This window comes from Pseudoalteromonas xiamenensis (genome assembly GCF_030994125.1).
GTDB lineage: Bacteria > Pseudomonadota > Gammaproteobacteria > Enterobacterales > Alteromonadaceae > Pseudoalteromonas > Pseudoalteromonas xiamenensis_B.
The window spans coordinates 725,619-749,820 of record NZ_CP099917.1 but is presented as its reverse complement, the minus strand read 5'-3'; the positions used below and the strand labels follow the sequence as shown (position 1 = coordinate 749,820).

Genomic DNA, 24,202 nt, shown 5'->3' with positions numbered 1-24,202 from the left:
ATAATGAAAGAACAAATGAATGATATACCAGGTTGGTTATCTGTTATCACCAATTTTCTATCAGACAATATTGGGTGGGTAGCTTTAATCGTTTTTATGGTGCTCTTTAGGGATGCGTTATCAGACTTTCTTAAAAGGCTAACAGGTTTTCATTACTCTAACGGTGAATCAAAGCTGGGCTTGAATGCAGAGTCTCCGAGTAAGAGTGAACAAGTTCAAGAAAAAGACGAATCTCAAGCGAATGATGAAAAGCCTCAGGAAGTTGAAGTCTCTGTTAGTAAAGATGGCGTGACAAATTGGTTTTCAGAAGTAGACATCGCTTTGGAAAACGATGATGTTGAAAGAGCAAATAAAGTTTTCAAAGAATATGAGCTAAACGCAAAAGATGAAACTAAGCTCCACAAAGACAAGAGTATTTACTTCTATTTACTGTTCAGTAAAGTTAATGATCGAGACGCGATTCCAAATTTAGAAAAGCATTCTCAGCAAGCACCAACAGAAGAGCTTCGATACAACAGTTTGACATGGCTATCTTTTTGCTTACATGACAGTAAACAATACCAGCGAGATATTGATCTTTGGGGTACAGAATTACCTAAGTTTGAGTCTTTACACTTAACAGTCAATGCGACACAACAATTAGCTCAAGCTTATCGAGCAAATGGCGATTTAGATATGGCTAAGAGTGTAGTGCTGCCATTATTGGAGCAAGTAGAAAAAGGTGTACTGAAAGCATCTATATATTCTACTTTGGCTTTAATTGAAGAAGACTTAGGTAACAAAGTTCTTGGGTCATACTGTAGGGACAAATCAGTTGAAAATGATCCCGAAAATTTAGATGAAGTATTCACTTCGGCGTATAACGCAAGTAATTCCGGAATTGACGAGCTATCAATCAGCAACTATGTGCTTCTAACTAGTGTTAGTCCAAAAAAATCTATTGCTTGGAATAATCTTGGTGTTCAGGCTAAAGAAAGTGGTTGTAAATATAAATCGATAGAGCTCTATGGCAAAGCTGCAGTACTTGGTGAAACTCTCGCTATGGCAAATCAAGGTTATGCATTACTGGACGCTGGTTTTATTAACGAGGCTGAACGTATTGCGAACGAGGCTTTAGAAATGGAAGATGTTCACAAGAATGTCTACAGTCTTATGTCTAGAATCGAAACAGTTAAAAAAGAAGAGTCAAGCAAATGGAAAGAAATCCAGCGAAAAGCGTCGGTAAAACAAGCGCACTATAGAAAGTACACAGAAAAGTATTATGTGGGCAAATGTGCCGAATTCGATGGTACGTGGAGCATAGAAAATCAAGAAAAACACATTTCAAATTGTAGTGACCAAATAAGCTTGACGTGGGAATCCGTTGGAGGTTTATCAGATACTAAAATGAAATTTTCGTTAAGAGGCAAGGTGACAGGGGCAACTTTTCAAGGTCACTATAAGTCAGAAGCAATGGATCAATCTAAATCAACATTACTAGTGGGTTTAGGTAGCTTTGAAACTAAATGTTTAGGCTATGTTGATGATGGTCATATAAATGTCTTCTCAACAGAGAATGGAAGCGAACGGATAGTAAGGCTTTCTCGAAAAAATGCCTAACAAACTGTTTAAGAGTGATTCGCAACGCGTGGCATTTTTACTATGCGTTGCGTTTAGTGTTTAAGGTGGTATGCGGGAGCTTCGGCATTGCGTCACTCACACCTTAATGCGGCGTTAGACAAACAATCAAGGAAGCGTATGTATCTTAGGTTTCTAGTAGTAATAAGTAGTTTATTTTTTCTTATATCATGTAATTCAACGACGGCTAAAATTGATGGAAATTGCATATCGCAAAACGTATCTCGATTTATTGAGCCTGAAAAATCATTATATAATTTACCCTTTGGTGCTGGTGCAAGTTATGAACTAAGGCAGGGAAATTGCACATTCGGTACTCATTCAGTAGAAAGTAAAGAAGAATTTGCATTTGATTTTATGATGGATATAGGCACTCCTATTCATGCCGCTCGCTCGGGTCACGTAGTTTCTATTGAAGATCGTTTTTTTGATGGAAATAACATAAATGATGAATTTAACCACATCATCATTGCGCATGGAGATAATACTTTTTCATACTACGTTCATCTTACTAACACTGGTGTTAAAGTTGAGCTTGAAGAATTTGTAAATCAAGGTGATGTTATTGGATACAGCGGAAATACGGGGATGAGTTCAACCCCACATTTGCATTTCGAAGTTTTCGAAATCAATGATAGCTGTTTTAAAAAAGAGGCTGGAGAGAAATGCCCTTCCATTCCAGTATCATTTAAGAATGCAAACCCAAGTGACAAAATACTTAATCATGGAGTAATTTACACCGCACAATAACTTGCCTAACAAGCTGTTGAATAGGGGACAAAATCTAGTTGGCTAAATTCGCTTAGTACCGCCAAAGCCCTGAAACGCTTTTGTCCAGAAGTAAGTTACAAGGAGTATGATACTTTAATGCTCAGTTGTAGCTTGATTCGGACTTGATAGTAGCAACTAGTATGAATCTTTATTTTTTGGTTATGTTTAATCTTAAACGGTTCGAGCAGGGGGCTTGATTGTTTAATATGAAGCTTTATTCCTCTTCTACAAAAATCCTAGATTTATACTAGGATGCCTTTCTGAGTAAAAATAGTTGGATAGAAATTGGATGCTAGAAATAAAAAAGCCAGTTAAGGATTTCTCTTTAACTGGCTGTTTTGTCTTGCTTTTATTTGGTGGAGCCGGGGGGATTTGAACCCCCGTCCGAAAAGCCTCGACCCTCGGTCCTACATGCTTAGTCTTGTCTATATATTAACCTTCAAAACTCGGACAGACACGATTAGTGAAGGCGAGGCCGCTTAAGTTTAACCCTTCAACCCCGGCCAGGGTTTCCGTGGCGATCTTGTGTAGGGTGACACTCAAAATCCAGGCCCACAAGAGAGCTTGGGAGAGTGCTAGCGGGCTATTATGCCGCTAGAGCGTAGTTATCGTCGTTTGCGATTACTTTAAATGCGGCTTTTTTACGAGGCCAACCGCGTCCTCGACATGCACCTCAGGCTTCTTGAATTCCGTCGAATCCTAATCGGCCCCTGAATCTTGTTCAGATGAAGTAAGGCAAGTATAGCGGAGTTTGGGGGCTAGCTCAATAGTGTTTCTAGCATATTCTTTTTTATTTTAATTACTTGGTGCTTTTCTGTTCGATTTCTGTTTACAATCATTTATATTTTGTTTCTACTTACGATTGCAATTGTAACGGAACAGCGATTAACTGTGCGTAATTCGTTGTCTGTTGCATAAAACAATAATAACAGCGTACCTAATTTAGCGTCGGAAGGTTGTGAATGTCGCTTTTTGTTTTCGATGAACCGTCTGGTCAACTGTCTCTTTCAGGTCACCCGAAAGATACAGGATTTCCTGCCACAAGTGCTCAACTAATAGAGTTGATTGAGCAGTCTGCTTATGCTGACTTCGATATCTTGCATGCCAACGTCGGTAAACTTTTCAATCCGAGTAATGATCAAGCGAAAGACTCACTGTTAGTGGCGAAAGCCGCTGATGCGCAAATATCTGTTCGAATTGATGACAACAATATGCTTGCAGAGGCACGTATTACCACGGCGCGTGGCGGCAAAATGATCAACATGGATCAAGCTAAAGCGACATTAGCTGAAGCAGGGGTGGTTCGTGGTATTAACCAAAGCGCATTAGACAAATTTTTAGGACAACAATTCGAGTTGCCAAGTGGTGCGACGTACAACGCCATAGTGGCACACGGTCAACGAGCTAAAGATGGTTCAGATGCTCGATTTGTTCGTCTTTGCATGACAGCGCAAGACCGTATTTTAAGCCCGCAGGAAAAAGAAGGTGGCAAGGTTGATATGCGTGACCTTGGTGCCATCATCACAGTGAGCCCGGGGACGCCATTGATGAAACGTATTCCCGCGACGCTTGGTGAAGCAGGATTCACGGTTTTTGGCGATGTGTTACAACCTAAGCCTGGCCGAGACCTTGAACTTGAAGTGTTCGATGGCACGAAGCTAGACCCTAGTGACTCAAATTTATTGATTGCAGATGCGAAAGGTGTTCCTGTTGCACTACCAAGAGGTATTCGCGTTGATGATGTACTTTGCTATGAAAATATCGACGTTACAACGGGGCATGTGGAATTTGACGGTAGCGTGATTGTTAGCGGCGACATTAAAGACGGCATGCGCGTCAAAGCCAGTGGTGATATTACGGTAATTGGTTTTGTCGAATCCGCGACACTTGAGTGTGAGGGTGCAATTACCATCGTACTTGGTGCGATAGGTCGAAAGCGAGTTGAGAATGAAGCGTTTTCTTGTGAGATAAAGGCGAAAAGAACCATTTCAATTGGCTATGCCCAGTACTGTAATATTCATAGTGATCAAGACCTCTTTATTGACAGACAAGCGTTACACTGTGATTTAAGTGCACGACGCCTAATTCGTGTGGGTAAAGGTGAAACGCCGCGAGGCAAAATTATCGGCGGCCATATTCTGGACGCATTGCGCATCGAAACGGGTGAATTGGGCGCGCCGTCGGGCACAAAAACACGTATTTCTATTGCTCAAAACTGGCACACACTTCGCGAAAAACAGATGCAGTTTGTTGAGTTTGAGAAAATTCTCAGTGCGAAAGCCGAAGCCGTTCGTCAAGCTAAGAAGAAGGCAGCAAAAGCGGCGCCTTCTAGCAAACGCGACGCTTATTTGCAAAAGTTAGTAAACAGTGAAAAACAGTTAGACCTTCATTTGGCTCGAAACCGCCGTAACGTGGTGTTGGTAAAGCAGAAGATCAATGCGCTTTTAAAAACGAGTAGGGTGAAGGTGAATGAATTAATGCATCCAGGGGTGGAACTTAAAATAGCGCGAGATTGCAAAATGTTTTCACGAATTTACCCGCCACATTTGCTAAAATTGGATGAAGGTAAAATTACCCAGCAATTTGTAACGGGTTAAAAAAACCAAGCGTTAAGCTTGGTTGTCTTCTGAGAGTTCGTCTTCATTTTCGGCTGCATCATTCATCAGCGGCCATCCACCTAAAGCTTGCCATTTATTAACGATGTAACAGAATAGTTCTGCGGTACGCTCAGTGTCATACAACGCACTGTGCGCTTGTTTATTATCAAATTCAATTCCAGCGGCGATACACGCTTTTGCAAGCACGGTTTGCCCAAGTGCAAGACCGGCAAGCGAAGTGGTATCAAAACTCACAAATGGATGGAATGGAGTGCGTTTAATGCGGCAACGCTCGATTGCAGCATTCAGAAAGCCATGATCAAACGCGGCGTTATGTGCAACGACAACGGCACGGCTGCATCCTGCGTCCTTTTGAGCTTTACGAACCGCTTTACAGATCTCTTTGATTGCGTCTGTTTCAGGCACTGCGCCGCGCAGCGCTGAAAATGGGTCAATTCCATTAAAGTCAATCGCAGCTTGCTCAATGTTTGCCCCTTCAAATGGCTCAACGTGAAAGTGCACCGTTTGGTCTATACTGAGTACACCATTTTCGTCCATTTTGAGGGTGGTTGCCGCTATTTCTAGCAAGGCATCAGTATCTTTGTTAAAGCCTGCGGTTTCGACGTCGATAACAACAGGAAAGAATCCGCGAAAGCGTTTTGCAAATAACGTTTGCTCTGAATTAGTCATGACCATTTTGCGTTACTGAGTTGAGCCGCGTATTATGTCAAAAGATGGCCTGTTTTGACCAGCCAATATTACCCCGAGTTTTTAATGTAAAGGCACGGGTATTGCATAACCTGTAACATTCAGCCGCGGAAATCGGATTTTGGACGTTTTTTTGGCGGTATTGTTTTGTAAGTGAAGGTGAATAACGTGAAGTATGGTTGGCTTTTCCTCTCGATGGGGGTCACAGTTACATGTAGCTTGAATGCGCATGCTGCGATGCGGCAATATTCCGCCACGGCGGACGCGTCTAATTGGACCGTGAACAAAACCAACCGATTAGCGTGTACTTTGCAGCACGAAGTGCCGTACTACGGTGATGCCATATTTTCAGCTGCGGCGAGTAAGAACAAAGACTTAACCTTTAACTTTGATATGATGGTCCGCCCTGAATCCTACGATTTTGCGGGAGTTCAATCGGTTCCACCAGCTTGGCGTGCTGGACAGCCTGCACGTGACTTAACGACCATGAAACTTTTGAAGAAGTTTGATGGTGAATTAGGTAATGATAGCGCGTGGGAAATGTTAACTGAGCTTGAGAAAGGTTACTTCCCAACGTTCTATTATAAAGATTGGTCGAATAAAGTAGATTACATCTCCGTTGCACTTTCTTCTGTGAATTTTAAGCAGGCGTATTGGGCATTTTTGCAATGCCGTGATGGGCTACTTCCTTTTAGTTTTGAAGACATCGCCTTTACCGTTATGAACTATAAGAGTGCGTCGAGTGAGTTAACCAAAGACTCGCGCAAACGCCTTGAAATGATTGGTGAATACCTAAAGAACGACCCTGAAATTGCAACCATAGAAATTGCGGCGTTTACGGACAGCTATGGTGGTCGCTCGACAAACTTAGAATTATCGAAAAAACGTGCTCGAGCAATAAAAGACTATATGGTTTCATTAGGTGTTGCTGAAACGCGTATTGTGACGGATGGCTTTGGTGAAAAACGCCACATTGCGGACAATGCGACGGTCATTGGTCGTGGTAAAAACCGCCGCGTCGTGATTCAACTTGCACGGCAATAAACTTCTATAAGAATATTAACTACCTTTCTTTAACTCGTTAGCCTGGCTCCAAAACATCCAGTCCAACGAGTTATACCGATAAACTATCGTTCTTTTCTAAGCAGGCCTCGGATCACAAAGCGGGCAGGGTGCAGGCCTTCGTTTAGCCGTTCAGATAAGGGTCTTGGTTCATCCAGTAAACAAGAAACATAATGCTCCGCAAGTAACGGTGCACTGCACAAGCCTCGAGCACCAAAACCAGTAAATACGTGCAGTCCTTCATGTGGCCTTGCTACAGAGCCAAAATCATAGTGTTTGCCTTTTCGGAGATTACCAAACGCTTGGTCATAACTGTTTTCGTCAATTACCTCACCGAGCATGGGCAGATGGTCGGAGAAACAGCAGCGCACAGCCGATTTGGCCCCAGTTATTTCACCAAGACTTTGATACCATCGTTGGTCGCCATAAAAACGAGCTAACTGTGCTTGGTTAATTTGGTTGTCCTCGTCGGTGACCTTACGCGACTTTGTATTTTTATCAAAGGTTGCGCCCATACAATGTTCGCTTTGATGAGCAGGGGTAAAATACCCTTTATGGCAAAGAACGGTGCGAAGTCTCTGTGAATCGTTAGAGGCTTGAATGTGTGATACCTGACCTCGTACGCCGTGAAGAGGCAGCGCTGACGTTTGTGTAAACGCATCACTGTGTTCGCCTGCACTGACAAATACGTCTGAAAATGGTCCGAATGTCTCGGATTCAGTATGCAATAACCAGCCACTGTCGGAGGGGGAAATATTCAAAATCTTGCAGTTAAAATGGGTGTCCATTGGTTGTAGCGAAGCGGCTTTAGCACAAATCGCTTCCGTGAGCTCTGGCGGATTGACCCAACCAGCTTGTTCGATAAATAATCCACTATGGCCCGTAGGAAGCCCAGCGATTTGGTCAGCTTCCTGTTCGTCTAGTTTACGCAGTAATGCTTCAGGCCACGTTGCTTTGTCCATAATGTTGGTTTGGCGCTCGGCCACTGTTTGACTGATCGCTTGGATCAATACACCACACCACTGATGTGCGTAATCAAACCCTTCATTCAATAGTTGTTGGTAAAGTCGTTTGGCGTATAGGAAGCTATGCGCATACATTTCACTTTGAACGGTATAGTCGGCCTGTAGATGCGGATAAACGGCACCTTGACGATTATGCGATGCACCCATGGCAAATTCGTTATCCGAGCAAAACACCGACACGGATTTCCCTCGCTTAGCCAACGCAAGGCTTAATGAAGCAGTGGCGATACCGCCGCCAATAATGGCAACGTGGTCTAGTGCGCGAGGTTCATGAGTATAATACGCTTTTTCATGCTTGGTGTGCGTGACGTTGTTTAGCGCCCCGGTGAGCATTTCCCGTTTTCGACCATAGCCTTTTGATTTGACCATGTTAAAACCGGCCTCAATTAGGCCTCGACGAACAAAACCTGCTGCGGTAAATGTCGCTACGGTCGCACCTTTACGGCTTAGGTTTGCCATTTCATCAAACAAGGATTGTTGCCACATTTCAGGGTTTTTACTTGGCGCAAACCCATCTAAAAACCAAGCATCGACGATTCCTCGGTCGCTATAGCTCATTTGCGGTAAACTTTCCTGAACGTCCCCAAACCACAGGTCAAGGACGACATTACCATTGTCGAAGACTAAGCGATGGCAACCTTTTAAGGCCATTGGATATTGACTACATAGTTGTTTTGCGTAATGCGCAACAGTAGGCCACGCAGCAAGGGCTTTCTCTAGGTCTGCCTGATTGATGGGATATTTCTCAAATGAGACGAAATGGAGTCGTTTAACTTTTCTTATGTCGCGAAGTGCATCGAACTGTTGCCACGCGTTTAAAAAGTTTAATCCAGTACCGAAACCAGTTTCTGCAATAACAAAATGCTCACGGTCATGGTTTTGTAACCGCTCATCGATACGATTTTGAATGAAGAAGACGTAGTGTGATTCTTTGAGGCCGTCGTCGTTGCTGAAATACACGTCGTCAAATGCATCGGCGACCGGAGTACCTAGTTCATTAAAATGTATTTTGGCGTTTTGGATCATTAGCGGGCTCAGATCAAAGAATTTTGACTATTTTACGAGTTTTCTTTGCTTTAGTCCGTTGTTATTTATAAATTTGATTTCAGTTTACGTGTGTACGCTGGAAAGCTGACCACTTTGCATTAAGTTTCAGCGTAAAATAATTGCAATTTTGTATAGTTCTAAGGGAATTCCCATGAGAAGAGCCGTAATTACGGGTATCGGTGTAGTATCAAGCATCGGTAACAACAAGCATGAAGTATTAGAATCATTAAAAGCAGGTAAAAGCGGTATCGCTCACAACGAAGAGTTTGTTGAGTACAATTTACGTAGCACGGTATCCGGTAAAATTGATATCGATGTCAAAGAATTAGTAGACCGTAAAGCATTCCGTTTTATGGGTGACGCTGCTGCTTACTCGTATATTTCAATGCAGCAAGCAATTGAAGATTCAGGTTTGACGGAAGAACAAGTGTCGAATGAGCGCACGGGCCTTATCGTGGGTTCAGGTGGTGGTTCTTCTAAATATCAAGTTGAAGCGGCAGACATTCTACGCGAAAAAGGCGTAAAGAAAGTGGGTCCTTACATGGTGCCTCGCACAATGGCGAGCACGACGTCTGCGTGTTTGGCAACACCATTTAAAATCAAAGGTGTGAACTATTCAATTAGTTCAGCGTGCGCAACGTCAGCACACTGTATCGGTAATGCGGTTGAGCAAATTCAACTTGGTAAGCAAGACGTGATTTTCGCAGGTGGTGGTGAAGAACTTCACTGGACATTGGCGATGGAATTCGACGCGATGGGCGCACTTTCAACAAAGTACAATGAAACGCCGGAAAAGGCATCTCGTACTTATGACGCAAACCGTGATGGCTTTGTTATCTCAGGTGGTGGCGGTATCGTTGTTGTTGAAGAGCTTGAGCATGCCTTGGCGCGTGGTGCGCATATTTATGCCGAAATCGTAGGTTATGGCGCAACGTCTGACGGTTATGACATGGTTGCACCATCAGGCGAGGGGGCGGTGCGTTGTATGAAACAAGCACTGGCGGGTGTAGAAGGTAAAGTTGATTACCTAAATACACACGGTACATCGACTCCAGTTGGTGATGTGAAAGAATTAGGCGCTATCAAAGAGCTATTCGGCAATAACTCGCCAGCAATTAGCGCGACAAAAGCGATGACAGGTCACGCATTAGGTGCAGCGGGTGTGCATGAAGCGATTTTCTCTTTACTCATGTTAGAAAATAACTTCGTTGCGCCTTCAATTAATATTGAAGAGTTAGATGCAGAAGCACAGGGTTTGGATATCGTCACAGAACGTCGAGATACGGAACTGAATATTGTTATGTCAAACAGCTTCGGTTTTGGCGGCACAAATGCAACGCTAGTAATGCAAAAGTACAAAGGTTAACTGAGTCCAGCCTTTGAGTAAAAACCGAGCCTAGCTCGGTTTTTTGTTTTCTAAGACGGTACGACATAGGTATCGGTGGCACTTAAAAATAAGTACATGTTCTACATATTCGAAAAATCAAACTGAGATAAAAAATGAGTCTAAGAGCAAAAGTTGATTAAAGTTAGTGAGTTGGAGGGAGGCAAGGTTTGCGGGAATAAATAATATTATTGCAAACAATAATGAGAATGGTTTGCAATTGAATTTATAAAAAGTTAGGATGCGTCCAAATTCGGAACTCTATTTGGTGATTTGGAACCTACTATGCGCTTACTTTCTACCTCTTTGTCTTTACTCTCTTTATGTATATCAGCATCTCTTTATGCAAGTGAAACTAAAGCACCTCAAGATCAATCTCTTGAGCGCATTATTGTTACAGGGTCGCGTGTGGCTGAAAACATGGATGAGGTGCCAGCGTCGATCACCATCATTACTCAGCAAGCGCTACAAGAACAGTTAAAAATCAATCCTGAATTGCAAAGTATTCTCGGTGCATTGGTGCCAGGCATGGCTGTAGACACGGGTTCTTCAAGTAACTCCTCTCAAACCCTTCGAGGCCGAAACCCATTGGTTATGATTGACGGCGTTCCGCAGTCAACACCTTTGCGAAATGGGGCACTTGACATTAGAACAATTGACCCGAGTGCGATAGCGCGTATTGAAGTGATAAAAGGTGCAACGTCGATTTATGGAAATGGTGCAGCGGGAGGCATCATCAACTTTATCACCAAAAAATCGCAAAGTGGAGCGCCTGCGAATGGTGAAATAAATGTCAGCAGTCGTTTTAGTGCTGTGAAGTTAGCAGAATCGGCGGGAGCTCGATTTTCAGGTGCCTTAGACGGTTCTTTGGACAAGTTCAATTACTTATTTGTGGCAAGCTACGAAGAAAATGGTGTTCAACGTGACGCAGAAGGTGACATTCTTGGTTTGCAATATGGCTTGTCTGACTCTGTAACCGAAAACTATTTCACGAAGCTCGGTTATGACATCGATACGGATAAATCGCTGAGTGTAAGTTACAACTTTTATCGCTCACAACAGAAAACGGATCTTGGTGATGTAGTCAATGACATCAATACGGGCACAAAAACGTATGCGATTCACGTGCCGAAAGCTTTGCAAAAACAAGGTAAACCGCAAGGTCCTGATGGCAATGAAAACATCTCAATAAAATATATCGATAATGCTATTTTTGGTGACACGCAACTGACTGTTGACTTGTACGCTCAGAAAATCGAAAACGTTTTCTTCTATTCACCACGACTTGCAAATCCCGACTTAGGGCTAGATGGTGGGCAATCGATCATTCGTTCAGAGAAATCAGGTCTACGCTCAACGTTTAACACACAATTGACGTTTTCAAATACAGAGGCAACGTTCATCTACGGTGTCGACCTTCTCAACGATACGACTTCACAACCTTTAGTTGATGGGCGTGTTTGGGTGCCTGAAATGGACATGCAAAGTGCTGCGGGCTTTTTGCAAACTAAATGGGTCTTCAATAATGATTTTATTGTCAAAGCGGGCGTACGAAACGAGCGCATCGACTTAGACGTTAATGACTATTCGACGTTGAAATTATGTACGTCAGCAACACAGTGTTCAACTGCAGTCGATGTGAAAGGCGACACCTTGGAATACCGTGCGACAACGTACAATCTGGGCATTAAGTACAATTGGAGTGAGACGTTTAGCCCGTTTGTAAGTATGTCACAAGGCGCCGATATTTCTGATTTGGGGCTATTGTTGAGAGCCGCAACGGTGACGGATATTGCGGATATTCAAACGGAAGCCGCAATTATTGATAATTATGAAATGGGATTTACGTCACAGTTTAAATCGACACGCGTTGAATTCGCGGCATTTAGAAGTTTGTCGGAATTGGGAACGTCGAATAAGCTCAATCCGCAAACAGGCGTTTATGAACCTCTTCGTGCTCCACAGCGTATTTGGGGTTACGAAGCGGTGATAAGTCATGACTTCTCGCGTGCTTTGCAAATGACGGCAAGTTATAGCTTTGTAGAAGGGAAGCAAACGAGCACAGATACCTACCTTGGTTCACGTCAAATTAATGCACCTAAGGGGACCGTAAACGTGAAGTGGCGAGCGACAGACAGCTTTACTGTGAATGTTGATGGCATTTACGTGGGCGATAGAAAACGTTTTGAACCTGACGCATCAGGTAAATATGGAGCGGATCAAGGTCCAGTGGACAGCTATTTCGTTGTAAATCTGAATAGTAACTATCAGTTTACGCCAAAATTCTCAGGCTATCTTGGTATTCAAAATCTACTCAATTTAGACTACTACCCGTCTCGTTCGCAATCCTACGCTTATGGCAGTTATAACGTTAAAGGTCTTGGCACAACGGTTAATCTGGGCGTGCAATTTAAGCTTTAAAGCACTCGCGATAAGCGCAACATCTCCCTATGGCGAAGGAAAGGTAAAATCGAAGCATTTTACAATTCCTTCGCATCTTTCCTGCCAAAACGCGTGGGATCAGTTACAATAGCGACCCACATAACCCCAATTAAATTCAAAGAGTTTGTAATGAAAATCCTTGCGGATCAAAATATGCCGTTGGTGGAGGAGTATTTCTCAGATATTGGCGATGTTGTACGCTTTGATGGCCGGAACTTGAGTCCCGAAGCGGTCCAAGATGCGGATGTGCTTTTGGTTCGCTCTGTCACGCCAGTGAATGCTGAATTACTGAAGCAAGCAGTAAAGTTGAAGTATGTTGGCACCGCAACGATTGGGATTGACCACGTCGATACCGAACTCTTATCTCAGCGTCAAATTGCTTTTTCGAGCGCGCCGGGATGCAACGCCATTGCCGTTGCTGAATACGTAATTAGTACCTTGTTCGCCTTTTCCCAAGAGCTAAATGAACCACTTTCAGGCAAGAAAATTGGTATCATTGGATTGGGAAATATTGGTGAGTGTTTACGACATAAACTGACTGCGCTTGATGTGGAGTTGCTGCTCTGTGACCCTGTTCGTCATGAGCAAGGCTCGCTTGATGAACACATCGACATTGATACATTGCTTACTCAAGCCGATATTATTACTTGTCATGTGCCATTGATTAAGACCGGAGCGCACGCGACGAGACATTTACTCAGTGAAAAGCGGTTGGCAAAATTAAAGCCTGGCACAATTGTAGTGAATGCGAGTCGAGGTGATGTCATCGACAACCAAGCTTTGTTGCATTTGATGCAGCGTGGGTTGGGGCTTGAGCTCGCTCTAGATGTTTGGGAAAATGAACCTAATATCGCGTTAGATTTACTACCTTTCGTTCGCTTTGCTTCCGTGCATATCGCAGGTCATACGTTAGAAGGCAAAGCTCGTGGCACGGAGATGCTGTACCAAGCGCTCAGTCGTCTTGTTGGCGTCCAGCCAAATAAAACGCTCACCCAGTTTTTACCGAATCCAGCGTTAGATAAATGTACCATTTCAAATGAGTTTGAAATGACGGATTTAGGTCGACTGGTTCATTTAATCTATGACGTACGTCGGGATGATGGCTTGTTAAGACGAAATATCACGACAAAAGGGTTTGACTATCTGCGTAAAAACTACCCTGTGCGTAGAGAATTTAGCACGTTAGCGGTAGAATGTAATACATTGCAAGCGCCGACATTGGCGCAGTTGGGCTTTACGACTCGCCCTATTTGAAAAGAGGATTACCATGTCGCAGAAATTTAATATTGCGGTTTTAGGCGCTACAGGTCTTGTAGGCCGTCAAATGATTGAGATTTTAGAAGAGCGTAACTTCCCAGTTGATACGTTATATCCGCTTGCGAGCAGCCGCAGTGCAGGTGAAGACGTGGATTTTAAGGGAAGCAAAATTACCGTCATTGACGTTGAAGAATTTGATTTTGCAAATGCCCATATTGCCTTGTTTTCGGCTGGTGGTAGCGTGTCTGAAAAATACGCGCCAATCGCTGCGGAAGCGGGTTGTGTGGTTATTGATAACACCTCACATTTTCGTTACGACTATGATGTGCCTCTTGTTGTGCCAGAAGTTAACCGTGAAGCACTAGCTGATTTTCGCAATCGCAACATCATTGCTAATCCAAACTGTTCAACTATTCAAATGCTTGTGGCGCTTAAGCCCATTCATGACGCCTACGGTATTGATAGAATCAACGTAACGACGTATCAGTCGGTATCAGGTGCGGGTAAAGAAGCCGTCGAAGAGTTAGTGCGTCAAACGGCCAATTTAATGAATGGTCGCCCGATGGAAAACGAGATTTTCCCAAAGCAAATCGCATTTAACGTGATCCCGCAAATTGATGCGTTTCAAGAGAATGGTTACACCAAAGAAGAAATGAAGATGGTGTGGGAAACGCAGAAGATTTTTGGGGATAGCACAATTATGGTTAACCCAACCGCCGTTCGAGTCCCTGTGTTTTATGGTCACTCAGAAGCGATACATCTTGAAACGCGCATGCCGTTTGACTTACAACACGTAAAAGATTTGCTGCGTGACGCACCGGGTGTTGAGCTTGTTGAAGATGAGCAAGATTATCCGACGGCTGTCTCGGATGCGAGTGGCAACGACAATGTGTTTGTTGGTCGTGTTCGGCAGGATATTTCACACCCAAATGGATTAAATCTTTGGGTCGTGTCTGACAACATTCGTAAAGGTGCTGCGACGAATAGCGTGCAAATCGCAGAAGCATTAATCGAGTCATACCTTTAAAACAGCCAATTCGTGCGGTTTTTTGCCGCACGAATTCTCCATTTCCGCGTTTTATGATCTATTCTCATTTTATTGCAAAGTTGGTATTTAAATTTGCTCCTACTTTGTTCCTATAAGCATGTTAATTTTCAATATCTTGCAATGGATATTCCGGCCTTTCTAGTTTATAGTTTGGATGTGGAATAGAGCTTGCTTAATAAAATTATAAGAAACCACGTGACGAACGGTTGACGTGGTAGTAGTTTGAAATATTATCGCTCGCTTTTTTGGCGGGTATGACTTTAAGGGATCAGCATGCGCGGTTTAGCCTTATTTTGTATTTTAGCGTCTGCATTGCTTGTCACTCCAGTCCATCCTGAAGAGGGAACGCCTCTACGAGGGCCCAAGGGAGTTGACTATGGGATGCAAGGGCGTGCGATTGGCCCAATTAAGCCAACCGATACGTTATGGCGGATTGCTGCCAAAGTGCGGCCGGATGAGTCTGTCTCCATTTATCAGGTAATGGTGGCGCTTTATGAAAAAAATCCGGATTCCTTTTTAGATCAAAATCTCAACCATATGCGCAGTGGCGCGTACCTCCAAATTCCTTCAATGGGTGAAGTCCGTAAGGTAAACCCTATTTTTGCTCGCCAGCGCTCAGAACAAGATGACCATTTATGGGATCTCAAAAAGAGTGGCATGTTAGATGAAAACACCATCGAAGAAGCGAAGAAAAAAGTAACTCAAGCGCGTAAAGTCGACGTTGATGCTGCAAAGCAGGAATTGGAAGACGCAATTAAAAATATTCGCATTGAACAAGATGCGCGGTTAGTTGAATTACAAAATGAATTTAAAACATCGGTAAAAAGTGTTGAAGAAATACTTCAAGAGAACAACAAACTTAAAAAACAGCTTGGCAGTATTTCAAAAGAAATAGAAACCGTTCGTCAACAACTTGGCCAAGACAGTGATATCCAAAGACAGTTACAGGCTGTCATTGACCAGCAACGCGAACTAATCGCACAACAAGAAGCAAAAAAACAAGCGAGTGAATTCCAGTTTGATCTCTCCTCACCACTCGCCATAATTTTACTTGCGACCATACCGAGTCTTTTAGCCATTGTTGGATTTGTTCTTTTCCTACGGAAGCGCAAATCTAAAACGGCTCACTCCGATGATGACGATGATTTCTTACCTAAATCACCAAGTAAAAAAGATGATTTAGATCCTCTCGACTTAGGTCCAATCGGCGCTGCCACCGCTGCTGGCATGGCGACAGGCGCAGCGGTGGCATCAGATGATGATCTCAGCGTTCAACTTGATGACGACATGTTGCCTGAAGATGACATCATGTTTGACGACCTTGAGGAAGATGCATTTGAAGATTCTAATAGTGTTCTAGACAACGATGAACTAGACAGTTTGCTTTCGGAAGACATTGCGTTTGATGACGAAATTGGCGACATCGACGCGCTCGAGACTGGTGACGATTTAGATGACTTCTTGCAACAAAACTTTGACGGTGATGCGCTTGATGAAATCGATCTAGATGTTGAGTCTGCGGGAGATGGCGGAGATATTCTCAGTGCAGATGATATTGACGATTTGTTCAAAGAAGTAGCAGGCTCCGACGACGAGCTTGATCTTTCAGACGACAACACTCTGGATGTGAGTGACGATGCATTAGCCGCACTGAGTGAAGAATTAGCAACTGACACGCACAATGATGTTGATGTTGATATTGATTCTTTGCTTGAAAATAATGCCCCTGTCCAAGATGATGAAGAGTTTGATTTAGACGACATTGACAGTCTTATTGATTCGGCAAATCTCGAAAAGGAGTCTAGTTCTGAAGGAAACGAAATTACAGACGAGGCCGATAACTTAGGTGATTTGTTGGAGGAAGATGATTTACTCGACGAAGTCGATGATATCGATTCACTCTTAGATGAAGTTCAAGAAGAGCAAAGCAATGCCCCCGTCGACGTGGACGACATTGATGCGCTTTTAGATGCGAATACTGATTTAGACGACCCTTCTGAATCAACGGATGAACTTGCCGACGAACCATTCGATCTCGATGACATTGATAGTTTGTTGGATGACGTGCAAGAAACGCGAGATACTATTGCGGTTGCCGATTCAGATGAGTTACTCGCTGAAGAACCACTGACTGAAGAGGTAAGTCTCGATGATATTGATGTGCTATTGGACGAAGAGCCTGATTTAGGCGAATTGTCTGAAGAATCACTTTCTGAAGATACAGAGCTAGATGATATAGATGCTTTGTTGGAAGAAGAACCTGAACTCGACGACCTTGATGCGCTTTTGGAGGAAGAACCAGAAGAAGACGCACTATCAGAAGAATCACTTTCTGAAGATACAGAGCTAGATGATATAGATGCTTTGTTGGAAGAAGAACCAGCAGAAGATGCATTGTCAGAAGAATCGCTTTCTGAAGATCCTGAACTAGACGACCTTGATGCGCTGCTGGACGAAGAACCAGAAGAAGACGCACTATCAGAAGAATCACTTTCTGAAGATCCAGAGCTAGACGACCTTGATGCGCTGCTGGACGAAGAACCAGCAGAAGATGCATTGTCAGAAGAATTGCTTTCTGAAGATCCAGAGCTAGACGACCTTGATGCGCTTTTAGAAGAAGAACCAGAAGAAGACGCACTATCAGAAGAATCACTTTCTGAGTATACGGAGCTAGACGACCTTGATGCGCTGCTGGAGGAAGAACCAGCAGAAGACGCATTGTCAGAAGAATCGCTTTCTGAAGATCCTGAACTAGACGACCTTGATGTGCTACTGGAGGAAGAACCAGCAGAAGACGCATTATCAGAAGAATTACTTTCTGAAGATCCTGAACTAGACGACCTTGATGCGCTGTTGGACGAAGAACCAGCAGAAGACGCATCGCCAGAAGAATTACTTTCTGAAGATCCAGAGCTAGACGACCTTGATGGGCTGCTGGAGGAAGAACCAGCAGAAGACGCATTGTCAGAAGAATTACTTTCTGAAGATCCTGAACTAGACGACCTTGATGCGCTACTGGAGGAAGAACCAGCAGAAGACGCATTGTCAGAAGAGTCACTTTCTGAGGATACGGAGCTAGACGACCTTGATGCGCTGCTGGAGGAAGAACCAGAAGAAGACGCACTATCAGAAGAATCGCTTTCTGAAGATCGTGAACTAGACGACCTTGATGCGCTACTGGAGGAAGAACCAGCAGAAGACGCATTGTCAGAAGAATTACTTTCTGAAGATCCTGAACTAGACGACCTTGATGCGCTGCTGGAGGAAGAACCAGCAGAAGACGCATTGTCAGAAGAATCGCTTTCTGAAGATCCTGAACTAGACGACCTTGATGCGCTGCTGGAGGAAGAACCAGCAGAAGACGCATTGTCAGAAGAATTACTTTCTGAAGATCCTGAGCTAGACGACCTTGATGCGCTGCTGGAGGAAGAACCAGCAGAAGACGCACTATCAGAAGAATCGCTTTCTGAAGATCCTGAGCCACAGATTGGTGATTTAGCATCTCTGCAGGATGTCTTGGATGATACGAATTTTGGCGATGTGAATGACGTCGAAGAAACAACAATATCATCAAAACAATCTGAGATTGATCCTTTTGAAGATAATGAACCTGATGAAGCTGAGTTAATTGATGGAGATGATTTACTCGCACAACTAGATGGCGAAAGTAGTCAAGAAGATAACCTGCAGGAGCAAGCGTTAGGCGACTTTAAGAATGTTGATCAACTTTTAAATGAACTCCAAGCAACAGACGACGAATTAGCGCCACAGCAGCCACAATGGCATGACCCACTTGATGATGATGTAGAAGAAGTCGACATCGATCTTGGTGATGATCCGCTGGTGGACGAAATCGACCTAATGTCAGAAGACGAGACATTAGAAGATGTCGTAACACCAAGTGCCGAACTTGAAGAGTACCCAGAATTAGCTTTTGATGCCGACGATAACGAGGTTTCTGCAAATCTTGATGATGCATTCGAATCCGACATTGATCTGGACAGCGAAACGGAAACTTTGTCTGCGGATGTAAATGAACAAGATGAAAATGAGTTTGATTTGGATGCGGAGTTAAACTCTGATGCGTTTACTGATGAGGCAATGCCACTTGAAGATGAGTTGGACGATGAACTCGAAACGCCAAGTGATAACGCCACTGTTGAGGTAGAGTCGGAAGCAGATACAGATTCGGAAACGATGCTTGACGACGAGTCGGCGCTCGATGCTGAGCTACACTCCGAGGCGTTTACTGATGAGGCAATGACGCTAGAAGACGCGGAAGCATTTTCACTTGAAGATGAGTTGGACGATGAACTCGAAACGCCAAGTGATAACGCCACTGTTGAGGTAGAGTCGGAAGCAGATACAGATTCGGAAACGATGCTTGACGACGAGTCGACGCTCGATGCTGAGCTACACTCCGAGGCGTTTACTGGTGAGGCAATGACGCTCGAAGATGCGGAAGCATTTTCACTTGAAGATGAGTTGGACGATGAACTCGAAGCGCCAAGTGATAACGCCACTGTTGAGGCTGAGTCGGAAGCAGAACTCGAAACGCCAAGTGATAACGCCACTGTTGAGGTAGAGTCGGAAGCAGATACAGATTCGGAAACGATGCTTGACGACGAGTCGGCGCTCGATGCTGAGCTACACTCCGAGGCGTTTATTGACGAGGCAATGACGCTCGAAGATGCGGAAGCATTTTCACTTGAAGATGAGTTGGACGATGAACTCGAAACGCCAAGTGATAACGCCACGGTTGAGGTCGAGTCGGAAGAAGACATCGTCGCAGAAACGCCTATTGAAGACGAGTCGGCGCTCGATGCTGAGCTACACTCCGAGGCGTTTACTGATGAGGCAATGACGCTAGAAGACGCGGAAGAGTTTTCACTTGAAGACGAGTTGGACGATGAACTCGAAACGCTAAGTGATAACGCCACTGTTGAGGCTGAGTCGGAAGCAGATACAGATTCGGAAACGATACTTGACGACGAGTCGGCGCTCGATGCTGAGCTACACTCCGAAGCGTTTACTGATGAGGCAATGACGCTAGAAGACGAGGAAGCATTTTCACTTGAAGACGAGTTGGACGATGAATTCGAAGTCACTGCCGATGACCTAGAAGACAGTGCGTTTGATTTAGATGCTGAGCTTAACTCAAGTGATTTCAATGATGACAAGTTGAGTCTCGACGATTTTGAAGACGAGTTAGACATTGCGAGTGGCCCAGAAGAACAAGAATTAGAAGATGAACTTAATTCATCTCAATTCGATGAGGCAAATTTTGTCCAAGACGATGAGCCTAAACAATCTGATAAGTCAGAAAGATCGCCAGAAGCCTTTTTGGCTGAATTGGATGACGCGTTAGGTCAAGTTGAAGAACTTGATGAAGGAGTGGAAAACGACAAGGTAACGGCTCAACTAGACCTAGAGAAACCACCACTTGTTGATGAGCAGGCTATTGAAGAAGAATTCATGGCTGACTTCACACAAACTGACTTCGACGCGTTATTGAATGAGCTAGCAGAGCCAGAACCTTTGGATGCTGATGAGGAGCAACTGCATGTCGACTTTGATGCCTTGTTGGCGGATGAAGATATTCAGGACGTGGAGACACCTACAGAAGGTCAGGCTATAGCGTCTGAAGATTTCGTTGATATTGAGTCGTTGCTTGAACAAAGCGATGATGCTGAGCTGGATAACGAACCATACGAAGAAATCAATATGGATGTTGGTTTAGGCGATTTTGAAGAGTTTTTAGCTGGCGAAAACGCAGTTGATGTAGACACGGAAGAAGGCGGTTTTTCAGCCAAACTGGATCTTGCTCGAGCTTATTTAGAAATTGGCGATTTGGAATCTGCTGCAGAAAGTATTCGAGATGTTTTAGACAACGGTCCTGATAGTTTGCAGGCAGAAGCGGACCAGTTGCTACTCAAAACGAAATAATGCGTTATATCAGCGTAAAGTAGATTAAAGGGCTGCGTTTGCAGCCCTTCGCTTTTAATATGAAGTAATATTTCTTACAATGCGCCACAGTTTAATCAGTACAGAGTTAAAATAATGCGTTTTGCGTTAGGTATAGAATATCAAGGGGAGCGCTACAGTGGTTGGCAACGCCAGAACCACGTAAATAGCGTGCAACAAGAAATTGAAAAGGTGCTGTCTAAAATCAGTGACCACCCTGTAGAAATTTTTTGCGCAGGACGAACTGATGCTGGTGTGCACGCAACGGGGCAGGTCATTCACTTTGACACGCACAACCCTCGTGACTTGAAGGCCTATGCACTCGGCGCAAACTCACAACTGCCTGATGACATAGCCGTCCGCTTTGCGACGTTGGTCAATGAAGACTTCCACGCTCGTTTTAGTGCAACGGCAAGACGCTATCGTTATGTCATTTTGAACCACGCATACCGTCCCGCTATTTTACGTTCAGGTATTACCCATCATTACCCAAAGCTCGATGCAGAAAAAATGCATGTTGCAGCGCAACACTTACTTGGTGAGCAAGATTTTAGCTCATTCCGTGCAGTGCATTGTCAATCGCATACACCATTTCGAAATATTCATCATGTTGATATTAGCCGTACTGGTGATTTTATTGTCATCGATATTAAGGCAAACGCTTTTTTACACCACATGGTGAGAAACATCACAGGAACATTACTTGATATTGGATCGGGACGTTTACCTGTTGAGTGGATGCCTGAGTTATTGGCTTTAAAAGACCGCACCAAAGCGAGCGCAACCGCAAAAGCGAATGGCCTTTATCTCGTTGATGTAGATTATCCCGCTGAATTTGGGATCCCTAAACAGCCTGTAGGTCCATTGTTTTTACCTGATAAAACAATAGGCTAGGTTGTTGGTGAATGTGAATTTATCGGTGCAGTAATAACACACATTGCGTTGATTCTCCGCAGTAAAGGAGAGATGCGAGTAAACGCGGAGTCTAGCCATACTAAACCGACCAGTTTTTTCTATTAACTGAAGTAAATCCATGATTTAATGGCTGCAGTTTGTCTGCTGTATGTAGACCTTGACACAGATTTAAGCACGAGAGAGTTGCAAATGAGTTGGTTAGAAAAGATCTTACCTAAGACTTCAAAGTCATCGACAAAGAAAGAGATCCCGGAAGGTGTTTGGGCTAAGTGTGGTGATTGTGATGCAATCCTATACAAAGCAGAGCTTGAAAAAGCGTTAAATGTTTGCCCAAAGTGTGATCATCACATGCGTTTAAGTGGTCGTAAGCGTCTTGAGTATTTCTTGGACGATGCGGGCCGCCAAGAACTTGGTGTACAACATGAACCACAAGACGTGCTGAAGTTTAAAGACTCTAAAAAGTATTCAGATCGTATTGTTCAAGCTCAAAAAGTCAGTGGTGAGAAAGACGCGCTTGTTGCAATGAAAGGTAGCCTGAAAGGTATCCCTGTTGCAGCCGTGGCCTTTGAATTTAACTTCATGGGTGGTTCAATGGCATCAGTAGTTGGTGCTCGTTTCGTTGATGCCGTAAATGAATGTCTTGAGCATAACATGCCGTTGATTTGTTTTTCTGCGTCAGGTGGTGCTCGTATGCAAGAAGCGCTTATGTCGCTCATGCAAATGGCGAAAACCAGCGCTGCGTTGGCAAAAATGAGTGAGCGTGGTTTACCGTTCATTTCAGTACTGACTGACCCAACAATGGGTGGTGTATCAGCATCGTTAGCTATGCTTGGTGATATCAACGTTGCGGAACCAAAAGCACTTATCGGCTTTGCGGGCCCTCGTGTTATCGAACAAACCGTACGTGAAAAATTGCCTGAAGGCTTCCAGCGTAGTGAATTCTTATTGGAACACGGCGCAATCGACATGATTATTGACCGTCGCGAAATGCGTGATAACCTTGCTCGCATCATTGCAAAGTTCATGAACTTGCCTTCTACAGAACAAGAGCATAGAGTAGCGTAAATTTTTTACGGAAGCTTTGTGCTGATATGTTAAATTCAATTCCAAGCCAATCTTCTTCATTGCAAGATTGGCTTTCTTATTTAGAACGAATTCATCCTAAAACCATTGATATGGGTCTCGAACGTGTAGCGAAAGTTGCACAGTCACTGGGCTATATTGATTCACCGAGTAAAATCATTCTTGTCGCTGGAACAAATGGTAAAGGAACAACGTGTCGTTTACTTGAAGCGCTTTTACTGGAACAAGGCTATTCTGTTGGTACGTATGCATCTCCGCATTTGGTTCGCTACAATGAGCGAGTACGCATCAATGGTCAAGAGTTAGACGACCAATACCACATTGACGCATTCAACGAAATCGAACAAGGCCGAGGCGAGATATCTTTGTCCTATTTTGAATATGGAACGTTAGGTGGGTTGTCTATCTTTAAGCGTTTTGCTGTTGATTATGTTGTCCTTGAGGTAGGGTTGGGTGGACGTTTTGATGCCACTAATATTGTTAATCCATTTGCGACCGTTATTACGACGATTGATTTAGACCATAAAGATTTTCTTGGGGATACTCGAGAAAAAGTAGGTTACGAAAAGGCGGGCATTTTTAGAAAAGGGATCCCAGCGATTGTCGGGGATTTAAACATACCTCTCACGGTGACTGATTATGGCAATGAAATACAAGCTGACCTGATCCTGAGTGGTACGGATTTCGAATTTATTCAAAAAGAATCGTCGTTTATTTGGACGTATCTAACGCAGGCTTGGGAATTTGACCTCCCAGCTATTCCTGCGCAAAACGCTGCAACGGCGTTTACGGTGCTAGCGACGCTAGGATTGTTGCCTGACGAAGCAACATCACGACGAGTGCTGAAAGAATTGCAGGTAGAAGGGCGATTTCAACGTTTGAGTGAACAACCGTTGGTTTATACGGATGTTGCGCATAACCCGGAATCTGCACGTTATCTTGCTGGAAAGCTTCGAGAGTTTTCAAACAAAGGCTTTAAAATCCACGCATTAGTCGCTATGCTTTCCGACAAAGACAAAACTAACGCTATTTTACCATTAGTTGATGTCGTCAATCGTTGGACCGTAGCTAAACTGGAAGGGCCAAGAACTGAGCCTGCAAAAGTATTGGCTGATTTGGTGCAGGAGCACACAAGTCGGACCGTGTCGGAAGCCGACAGTGTTACAGATGCTTTGAAGAATATTCTTCCAACGATGAATAATGATGAGCTTCTTATCGTATTTGGGTCATTTTATACGGTGGCAGAAGCTATCGAGTATTGGCAGTAAAAAGAGGAAAGTAG

14 protein-coding genes and 1 other RNA gene are annotated in these 24,202 nt (G+C 43.9%); 12 read left to right on the top strand and 3 right to left on the bottom strand.

Annotated features, from left to right (window positions below):
• Positions 1-3: 3 nt before the first annotated feature.
• Positions 4-1,599 (top strand): tetratricopeptide repeat protein, encoded by a 1,596-nt coding sequence (locus tag NI389_RS03420; RefSeq protein WP_308361570.1) that lies wholly within the window; start codon positions 4-6, stop codon positions 1,597-1,599.
• A 138-nt stretch (positions 1,600-1,737) separates the two neighbouring features.
• The gene (locus NI389_RS03415; RefSeq protein WP_308361569.1) at positions 1,738-2,367 is read left to right on the top strand and encodes a M23 family metallopeptidase; all 630 of its coding nucleotides are present in this window, start codon (positions 1,738-1,740) and stop codon (positions 2,365-2,367) included.
• A gap of 375 nt (positions 2,368-2,742) precedes the next feature.
• Here the strand turns inward: NI389_RS03415 and ssrA are convergent.
• Positions 2,743-3,099: a transfer-messenger RNA gene (gene ssrA / locus NI389_RS03410) on the bottom strand.
• Positions 3,100-3,350: 251 nt separating this feature from the next.
• Here ssrA and NI389_RS03405 point away from each other — a divergent pair.
• Positions 3,351-4,985 carry a DUF342 domain-containing protein gene (locus tag NI389_RS03405; RefSeq protein ID WP_308361568.1) on the top strand — a complete coding sequence of 545 codons (1,635 nt, stop codon included), beginning with the start codon at positions 3,351-3,353 and terminating at the stop codon, positions 4,983-4,985.
• Positions 4,986-4,997: 12 nt separating this feature from the next.
• On the opposite strand, the gene rnt is transcribed toward NI389_RS03405, so the two are convergent.
• Positions 4,998-5,675, bottom strand: a complete 678-nt coding sequence (gene rnt, locus NI389_RS03400; protein ID WP_308361567.1) for a ribonuclease T — start codon at positions 5,673-5,675, stop codon at positions 4,998-5,000.
• A gap of 186 nt (positions 5,676-5,861) precedes the next feature.
• Between rnt and NI389_RS03395 the strand changes: the two genes are divergently transcribed.
• Positions 5,862-6,737: a flagellar protein MotY gene (locus NI389_RS03395; RefSeq protein WP_308361566.1), complete on the top strand. Its 876-nt coding sequence runs from the start codon at positions 5,862-5,864 to the stop codon at positions 6,735-6,737.
• A gap of 83 nt (positions 6,738-6,820) precedes the next feature.
• Here the strand turns inward: NI389_RS03395 and mnmC are convergent, their stop codons facing one another.
• Entirely contained in the window at positions 6,821-8,806 is a 1,986-nt protein-coding gene (gene mnmC / locus NI389_RS03390) for a bifunctional tRNA (5-methylaminomethyl-2-thiouridine)(34)-methyltransferase MnmD/FAD-dependent 5-carboxymethylaminomethyl-2-thiouridine(34) oxidoreductase MnmC (protein ID WP_308361565.1), read from the bottom strand.
• Positions 8,807-8,978: 172 nt separating this feature from the next.
• Here mnmC and fabB point away from each other — a divergent pair, with 172 nt between their 5' ends.
• The 8 genes from fabB (at position 8,979) to folC (ending at position 24,188) form a co-directional block, all read left to right on the top strand.
• Positions 8,979-10,193, top strand: a complete 1,215-nt coding sequence (fabB, locus tag NI389_RS03385; protein WP_308361564.1) for a beta-ketoacyl-ACP synthase I — start codon at positions 8,979-8,981, stop codon at positions 10,191-10,193.
• Between the two features lie 303 nt (positions 10,194-10,496).
• Positions 10,497-12,632, top strand: a complete 2,136-nt coding sequence (locus NI389_RS03380) for a TonB-dependent receptor (protein ID WP_308361563.1) — start codon at positions 10,497-10,499, stop codon at positions 12,630-12,632.
• Between the two features lie 150 nt (positions 12,633-12,782).
• A complete protein-coding gene (locus NI389_RS03375) occupies positions 12,783-13,907 on the top strand; it encodes a 4-phosphoerythronate dehydrogenase (RefSeq protein ID WP_308361562.1) in 1,125 nt (374 codons plus the stop codon).
• Positions 13,908-13,920: 13 nt separating this feature from the next.
• Positions 13,921-14,937: an aspartate-semialdehyde dehydrogenase gene (locus NI389_RS03370; RefSeq protein ID WP_308361561.1), complete on the top strand. Its 1,017-nt coding sequence runs from the start codon at positions 13,921-13,923 to the stop codon at positions 14,935-14,937.
• A 294-nt stretch (positions 14,938-15,231) separates the two neighbouring features.
• Complete coding sequence (locus tag NI389_RS03365; protein ID WP_308361560.1) at positions 15,232-20,904, top strand: FimV/HubP family polar landmark protein; 5,673 nt, start codon at positions 15,232-15,234, stop codon at positions 20,902-20,904.
• Positions 20,905-21,018: 114 nt separating this feature from the next.
• Positions 21,019-21,816 carry a tRNA pseudouridine(38-40) synthase TruA gene (gene truA, locus NI389_RS03360; protein ID WP_308361559.1) on the top strand — a complete coding sequence of 266 codons (798 nt, stop codon included), beginning with the start codon at positions 21,019-21,021 and terminating at the stop codon, positions 21,814-21,816.
• A gap of 210 nt (positions 21,817-22,026) precedes the next feature.
• Entirely contained in the window at positions 22,027-22,902 is an 876-nt protein-coding gene (accD, locus tag NI389_RS03355; RefSeq protein ID WP_308361558.1) for an acetyl-CoA carboxylase, carboxyltransferase subunit beta, read from the top strand.
• 26 nt (positions 22,903-22,928) lie between these two features.
• Positions 22,929-24,188, top strand: a complete 1,260-nt coding sequence (gene folC / locus NI389_RS03350) for a bifunctional tetrahydrofolate synthase/dihydrofolate synthase (protein WP_308361557.1) — start codon at positions 22,929-22,931, stop codon at positions 24,186-24,188.
• The last annotated feature ends 14 nt before the right edge of the window (positions 24,189-24,202 follow it).

Bases quoted from the DNA above. Each gene is read 5' to 3' on its own strand.
- NI389_RS03420 (WP_308361570.1), top strand. From the start codon at position 4: ATGAAAGAACAAATGAATGATATACCAGGTTGGTTATCTGTTATCACC.
- NI389_RS03415 (WP_308361569.1), top strand. From the start codon at position 1,738: ATGTATCTTAGGTTTCTAGTAGTAATAAGTAGTTTATTTTTTCTTATA.
- NI389_RS03405 (WP_308361568.1), top strand. From the start codon at position 3,351: ATGTCGCTTTTTGTTTTCGATGAACCGTCTGGTCAACTGTCTCTTTCA.
- rnt (WP_308361567.1), bottom strand. From the start codon at position 5,675: ATGACTAATTCAGAGCAAACGTTATTTGCAAAACGCTTTCGCGGATTC.
- mnmC (WP_308361565.1), bottom strand. From the start codon at position 8,806: ATGATCCAAAACGCCAAAATACATTTTAATGAACTAGGTACTCCGGTC.
- fabB (WP_308361564.1), top strand. From the start codon at position 8,979: ATGAGAAGAGCCGTAATTACGGGTATCGGTGTAGTATCAAGCATCGGT.
- NI389_RS03380 (WP_308361563.1), top strand. From the start codon at position 10,497: ATGCGCTTACTTTCTACCTCTTTGTCTTTACTCTCTTTATGTATATCA.
- NI389_RS03375 (WP_308361562.1), top strand. From the start codon at position 12,783: ATGAAAATCCTTGCGGATCAAAATATGCCGTTGGTGGAGGAGTATTTC.
- NI389_RS03370 (WP_308361561.1), top strand. From the start codon at position 13,921: ATGTCGCAGAAATTTAATATTGCGGTTTTAGGCGCTACAGGTCTTGTA.
- NI389_RS03365 (WP_308361560.1), top strand. From the start codon at position 15,232: ATGCGCGGTTTAGCCTTATTTTGTATTTTAGCGTCTGCATTGCTTGTC.
- truA (WP_308361559.1), top strand. From the start codon at position 21,019: ATGCGTTTTGCGTTAGGTATAGAATATCAAGGGGAGCGCTACAGTGGT.
- accD (WP_308361558.1), top strand. From the start codon at position 22,027: ATGAGTTGGTTAGAAAAGATCTTACCTAAGACTTCAAAGTCATCGACA.
- folC (WP_308361557.1), top strand. From the start codon at position 22,929: ATGTTAAATTCAATTCCAAGCCAATCTTCTTCATTGCAAGATTGGCTT.